The following is a 6,374-nucleotide window of genomic DNA, read 5'->3' on the forward strand; positions in this document are numbered from 1 at the left end:
GCCACGAAACGCTCTACGCCACATCGCCGCCCAGGCGGGAAGACTTCCTTTCCCGCACCGGCCGGCGATGATTTTTCACCGCTCCCCGATCAGCAAATAATGCCGGGCGCGGCGACCACGATCGCGCCTTTCCGCGTTACGCCTCTGTAAACGAATCCACGGTCATCGAGCCGTGCCCGTTCCCCACACCCGAACCGGCATAACGGATGACCGTTTCGCTGCACGCGGTGAGTGCACTAGCGTCACCGGACATGCGGAGGCGAATCCTGCTCGCCGCGGGGGCGGCAGTGATCCTGGCGGGCGGCGTCCTGCTCGTCGTCAACCGCGACACCGCGACCGAGCAGCCGGTAAAAGAGCAGCCGGTGACGATGCGGGTCGCGCTGACCCAGAGCCGCGTCGACGAGGTGCGCCGCACCGTGGCGATCGCGATGAACAACGACGGCCCGGCCCCGATCACCGTCGAGCAGGCCGAGCTGCAGGCTCCCTCATTCACCGGTGTCGGCCCGATCCGGGTGGACGCGCCACTGCCGGCCGGCGGCCTGCGCGTCGATGTCCCGGTCGCCTTCGGCACCGGCATCTGCGCCGGCGACGAGCTCGCACCGCGCAGCGCCGCGTCGCACGTCGCGATGCGGGTCCGCACCGCCGACGGCCGGGTGCACGACGTCCGGCTGGCCCTGCCGGAGCACGATCCGATCCTCGACAAGCTCCTCGGTCTCGACTGCCGGCAGGACTACCTCGACCGGCAGGCCACCTTCTCGTTCGGCCCGTGGACGCAGCGGCCCGGCGGGCGGGTGGCCGGCTCGGTGGTGATCAAGCGGGTCGGGTTCACCGGCACCATCACGCTGCGGGAGTTCGCCGGCAGCATCCTGCTCCAGGTGTTGCCGGCACCCCTGGGCGCGCGGACCCCCAAGCCGTACGCCGTGCTCCGGCCCGGCACCGACGAGTTGACCATCCCGATCGTGGTGGACGCCGACCGCTGCACCCCGCACGTGCTCGCCGAGATCAAGAAGCCGTACGTCTTCCCCACCTACGTCAGCCTCGACGGCGGCGAGGTGCTCTACACCGAGCTGCGGATCAGCGACGCCGATCGGGCCGCCTTCAAACCGGTCGTCGATGCCTGCGCCAAGCGCAACGTGGTGTCCTGACCTCCGCACCGGGCGAAGCCCCTGCGGGCGCGCTGTGAATCTGGTCGAACCACCGGCCGCTGGTGAGCGCGGATGTTGTCATGGCAGGGACACACCTTCGCAGGAGGCCCCATGTTGTCGTCGGATTCCGCACCCCTGACGGTCGTACGCGACAGCATGTGGGGCTTTCTGCTGTTCGCCGGGGTGGCGTGGCTGGCGATCGGGTGGAGCGTGCTGCGGCTGGAGCCGGCCGACATCGCCGGGGTGGCCGGGCCGGTGGTGCTCTTCGGCGCGCTGTGCGAGGTCGTCCGGGCGCTGGCCGGCACCCGCACCTGGTGGCTGAACACGGGCATGGCGGCGCTGTTCGCGGTGACCGGCGTGGTCCTGCTGTTCGATCCGGGTTCGAGCTACGCGCCGGCGGCGTCCCTGGTCGGCTGGTTCCTGATGGTGCGGGGCGCGATGGACATCGCGGTGTCGACGATGAACCGGAGCACCGACCGCACCTGGGGCCTGATGATGGCGCTCGGGGTGGCGCAGGCCGGGCTGGGTTTCTACGCGGCCGGGCCGCTCGCCCGGGCGGCCGATCCGATGATCCTGCTGCTCGGCGGGGTCGGCCTGCTCCGCGCGGTGGCCGATCTGGTGACCGCGCTGCGGTTGCGGGAGGTTTCCGGCGTACGCCATGACGTGTTGCAGTTGTCGCCGGAACGCGCGGCCGGCGTCGCCGGGTACTCCGCCGGGCTGGAGGATTTCGAGCTGGCGCCACCGGCGAGCGGGCCGAAACACCGGGCCGCCGGGTCGAACCCGTTCCACGACGAGGTCGTGCGGACCACCGCCGACCTGGACAACATGCTCGCCCAGGCGGGCGTGACCGGACCGGCCACCGCGGCGCACCGCGTACCGGACGAGGACATTCCACTCGTGCCGGACACCGTCGAGGGCGCGGAAGAGGCGACCGTGGGCGACGAACACCGCCGCTACTAGGACCAACCGTCTCCCCGGCCCCGCCGGGTGGGATCCGTCAACGGCCAGTCGCCGGGCCGGGGTCCCGCTTGGCGGGGCCTATTTACGCTCGCCCACCCGCCGCAAGAGGCCCTCCTGGACCGCGCTGGCGATGTGCCGGCCGTCCTCGGTGAACATCCGCCCGTTGGCCAGGCCCCGGCTGCCCGAGGCGGACGGGCTGGTGCAGTCGTAGAGGAACCACTCGTCGGCGCGGAACGGCCGGTGCAGCCAGAGCGCGTGGTCGAGGCTCGCCCCGATCACCCCGCCCGGACCCCAGACCTCGCCGTGCGCCGACAGCACCGAGTCGAGAAGTGACAGGTCGGAGGCGTAGGTGAGGGCACACGCGTGGATCAGCGGGTCGTCCGGCAGGGTGCCGTTGACCCGCATCCAGACCCGCTGCTGCTCGCTGGCGTCCCGGTCGCCGGGTGGCACCCAGCCGGGCACGCCCACGTAACGCACGTCGATGGCCTGCGGCGACGCGGCGAAAATGCCGGCGCGCGAGGGATACCGCCGGACCCAGTCGGCCATCGTCGGCACCTCGTCCGGGGCCGGCACGCCGACCGGGGCCGGCAGGTAGTGGTCGAGGCCTTCCTCGCGCACCTGGAACGACGCCGACATGAAGAAGATCGTCCGGCCGTGCTGCTGGGCCGTGGACCGCCGCACCGAGAACGAACGGCCGTCCCGGATCGTCTCGACGCTGAACTGGATCGGCTCGGTCGGGTCGCCCGGCCGCACGAAGTAACCGTGCAGCGAATGCACGAACCGCGACGGGTCGACCGTGCGGCCGGCCGCCACCAGAGCCTGCCCGGCGACCTGCCCGCCGAAGACGCGCTGGGCGCCGGTCTGCGGGCTCTCCCCGACGAACGTGGCCGCGTCGACCTGCTTCAGGTCGAGGATCTCCAGAAGCTGGTCGACGGCGGCCTGTCCGTGCAGAGGCAAGGTCACACCGTCGCCGGGTCGACCAGCGAACCGAGCTGGTGCACCCGCAGCGTGTTGGTGGAACCCGGGGCGTTCGGCGGGGAGCCGGCCACGACGACCACGTAGTCGCCGGGCTTGGCCAGGCCGAGACCGAGCATCTTCGCGTCGACCTGCCGGAACATGTCGTCGGTGTGCTGCACGAAGTCGGTCAGGAACGTCTCGACACCCCAGCTCAGCGCCAGCTGGTCGCGCACCTCGGCGACCGGCGTGAAGGCGAACAGCGGGAGGTCGCAGTGCAGCCGGGCGAGCCGCCGCACGGTGTCACCGGTCTGCGAGAACGCGACCAGGGCCTTGGCGCCGATGTTGCGGGCGATCTGCGACGCGGCGGCGGCGAGCGCGCCACCGTGCGTGCGCGGGTCGTGCAGCAGGCGCGGGACCGGGATCGAGCCACCCTCGGTGGTGGTGACGATCTTCGCCATCGTGCTGACCGTGAGCACCGGGTACTTACCGACCGACGTCTCGCCGGACAGCATCACCGCGTCGGTGCCGTCGAGCACGGCGTTGGCCACGTCGGAGGCCTCGGCGCGGGTCGGCCGCGAATTCTCGATCATCGAGTCGAGCATCTGGGTCGCCACGATGACCGGCTTCGCGTTCTCCCGGCACAGCTGCACGGCGCGCTTCTGCACCAGCGGCACCTGGTCGAGCGGCAACTCCACGCCCAGGTCACCGCGGGCGACCATGACACCGTCGAAGGCGAGCACGATCTGCTCGAGGTGGTCGACCGCCTCGGGCTTCTCGACCTTGGCGATGACCGGGACGGTCTTGCCCTCCTCGGTCATGATCGCGTGCACCAGCTTGATGTCGTCGGGCGACCGCACGAACGACAGCGCCACCAGGTCAACCCCGAGCGACAGGGCGAAACGCAGGTCTTCCTCGTCCTTGTCGCTCATCGCGGGCACGCTCACCGCGACGTTGGGCAGCGAGACGCCCTTGTTGTTGCTGACCGGGCCACCCTCGATGACCAGGCAGCGAATGTCGTTGCCCTCGACCGCGGCAACCTCGACGGCAACCTTGCCGTCGTCGATCAGGAGGCGGTCACCGACCTTGACCTCCTGCGGAAGCTTCGTATAGGTGCAGGACACCCGGTCCGGCGTGCCGAGCACGTCGTCGCTGGTGATGGTGACCAGGTCACCGGTGCTCCAGATGTGCGGCCCGTTGGCGAACTTGCCGAGCCGGATCTTCGGACCCTGCAGGTCGGCCAGGACGGCCACCGCGCGGCCGGTCTGCCGAGCAGCCTCCCGGACCAGCTCGTAGATCTTCTGGTGGTCCTCGTGGCTGCCGTGGCTGAAGTTCATACGGGCCACGTCCATGCCCGCCTCGACCAACCCGAGCATGCGCTCAGGGGACGCAGTGGCGGGACCCATGGTGCAGACGATTTTTACGCGACGTGTCACAGCCATCAGGCTAGTCTCTCTTTCGGATCGGCCCGGCGGCCGACCCCCGTCAACAGGGTGAACTCTGTGGGCGGCGTGGGTCCTCGGGACAGACTCTCCTGGGTGTCTGGAGGGCGCGCATCGCCGTCATGGCGGGCTTCAACGACCGCGCGCAATAGCCTAGCCGCCCCCTCCCGCCAAGCGGGACGACAACCCCTCCCCTAGCGCTTTTTCAGGCCTTAAGACCCAAATTCGATGACCCATTGACGTACGACGTGGGCCGTCCCCACCGAATACCGGCCGAACCCGCCCGCACGGCGCGACCAGCCGCGGCGAGACGCCGAGAACGCGCCTCTCGCGTGCGGCGACGGGCCAGGCTTCAACCCCAGGGCCGGCCGCCACGACCGGGCCGGCGAAGGCGGCCGCGGCTGAGCTGGGCGGCGCGCTCACCGGGCGGGGCTGAGCCGAGCGGCGCACTCGCGGGTGCGGGCTGAGCTGAGCGGAATGCTCACGAGTGCGGAGCCGGGGTGGGCGACCCACTCACCGAGCGCGGGTTGGGCTGGGCGGGATGCTCACGGGTAGCGGGTTGGGCTGGGCGACCCACTCGCGGGGCGCGGGGCTGAGGTAGGCGGAATGCTCACGGGGAGCGGGGCTGAGGTGGGCGGCCCACTCACCAGGCGCGAGGCTGAGGTGCGCGGAATGCTCACCGGGCGCGAGGCTGAGGTGAGCGACCCACTCACCGGGCGCGGGGCTAGGCCGGTTGCACACGGCTGCTGAGCTGGCTGGCCTCGCTGCGCTCAGCGGGCGATTGCCCCCGAGAGTTGATGAGCAGAGAGCCGATTTTCTGCCCCCGCAAAAGAAAGAGCGCGGCGTCAGAAAATCGGTTCTCTGCTCATCAACGGGGCAATCGCGGGCAGTTCACTGAGTCGGGGCACCCCAGAAAACTAGGACACCAAGTAACCCGTGGGTCCCGGGCTGGGCGGGCACGTCAAAAGCAACACGTCAAAAGCCGAACTGCGGTGCGGGCAGCTCACGGGTTCCTGAGGAGGGCCGTTCTCTCGTACGGTGGGGCATGCGTATCACTGTGCTTGGTGGGGCTGGGGGTTATCCCGAGAAGGATCGGGGTTGTAGCGGATATCTGGTTCAGCATGATGGGTTTGTCCTGCTTGTTGATCCTGGGTATGCCACTTACCAGGCGTTGCTTGCGCACGTCGCGGTCGGCGACGTGGATGCGGTTCTGGTTACCCATGGGCATCCGGATCACTGTGCGGACCTTCATCCGCTGTTGCGAGCCCGGGCCTTGTCCGGGGGCGGGCAGGCGCTGCCGTTGCACTCGCCGGCGGGGGCGCTCGACGCGATTCTCGCCCTGGACGGGCCGGCCATGCTGGACGGCGCCTTCGTGACGCACGACCTGCCGATCCCCGGGCGCGTTCAGATCGGTCCGCTGACCGTGGACACCATGCTGATGCCGCACTTCCTGCCCAATGCCGGAATCCGGGTGTCCGCCGGCGGGACCAGCTTCGCCTACACCGGCGACAGCGGCCCGCACGAGCCGTTCACGGCCTTCGCGGCCGACGTCGACCTGCTGATAGCCGAGGCCACCTACGCCACCGAGATGCCGCCCAACCGGGTAGGGATGCTCAACACCGCAATCGGAGCCGCCGAGCTGGCCGCCCGATCCGGGGCCCACACGCTGTGGCTGACACACCTCTGGCCGGGCAGCGACCCAACCGCGCACCTGGCCGCAGCCACGTCCGCATGGCCCGGCCCTGTCGAGATCACCACTCCACATCTCACCTGGCCCGCATGACAACGCAGTGAACTGCCCACACCGCAGTTCGGCTTTTGACGTGTTGCTTTTGACGTGCCCGCCCAGCCCGGGACCCACGGGTTACATGGT

The 6,374-nt window shown here is 70.0% G+C and carries 5 protein-coding genes; 3 read left to right on the plus strand and 2 right to left on the minus strand.

The window, feature by feature from the left end; genetic code table 11:
- The first annotated feature begins 251 nt into the window (after positions 1 to 251).
- A complete protein-coding gene (locus tag Adu01nite_RS23400) occupies positions 252 to 1,145 on the plus strand; it encodes a hypothetical protein (RefSeq protein ID WP_203729213.1) in 894 nt (297 codons plus the stop codon).
- A 111-nt stretch (positions 1,146 to 1,256) separates the two neighbouring features.
- Complete coding sequence (locus Adu01nite_RS23405; protein ID WP_239132637.1) at positions 1,257 to 2,105, plus strand: DUF308 domain-containing protein; 849 nt, start codon at positions 1,257 to 1,259, stop codon at positions 2,103 to 2,105.
- A 78-nt stretch (positions 2,106 to 2,183) separates the two neighbouring features.
- Here Adu01nite_RS23405 and Adu01nite_RS23410 read toward each other — a convergent pair whose 3' ends face one another.
- Both Adu01nite_RS23410 and pyk read right to left on the minus strand, forming a co-directional pair.
- On the minus strand, positions 2,184 to 3,068 hold the full coding sequence (locus Adu01nite_RS23410; RefSeq protein ID WP_203729215.1) for an acyl-CoA thioesterase: 885 nt from the start codon (positions 3,066 to 3,068) through the stop codon (positions 2,184 to 2,186).
- Complete coding sequence (gene pyk / locus Adu01nite_RS23415) at positions 3,065 to 4,501, minus strand: pyruvate kinase (RefSeq protein ID WP_203729216.1); 1,437 nt, start codon at positions 4,499 to 4,501, stop codon at positions 3,065 to 3,067. The genes Adu01nite_RS23410 and pyk overlap by 4 nt, the downstream gene beginning before the upstream one ends.
- A gap of 1,045 nt (positions 4,502 to 5,546) precedes the next feature.
- On the opposite strand from pyk, the gene Adu01nite_RS23420 reads away from it, so the two are divergent.
- Positions 5,547 to 6,284 carry an MBL fold metallo-hydrolase gene (locus tag Adu01nite_RS23420; RefSeq protein WP_203729218.1) on the plus strand — a complete coding sequence of 246 codons (738 nt, stop codon included), beginning with the start codon at positions 5,547 to 5,549 and terminating at the stop codon, positions 6,282 to 6,284.
- The last annotated feature ends 90 nt before the right edge of the window (positions 6,285 to 6,374 follow it).

Source organism: Paractinoplanes durhamensis (assembly GCF_016862175.1).
Lineage (GTDB): Bacteria > Actinomycetota > Actinomycetes > Mycobacteriales > Micromonosporaceae > Actinoplanes > Actinoplanes durhamensis.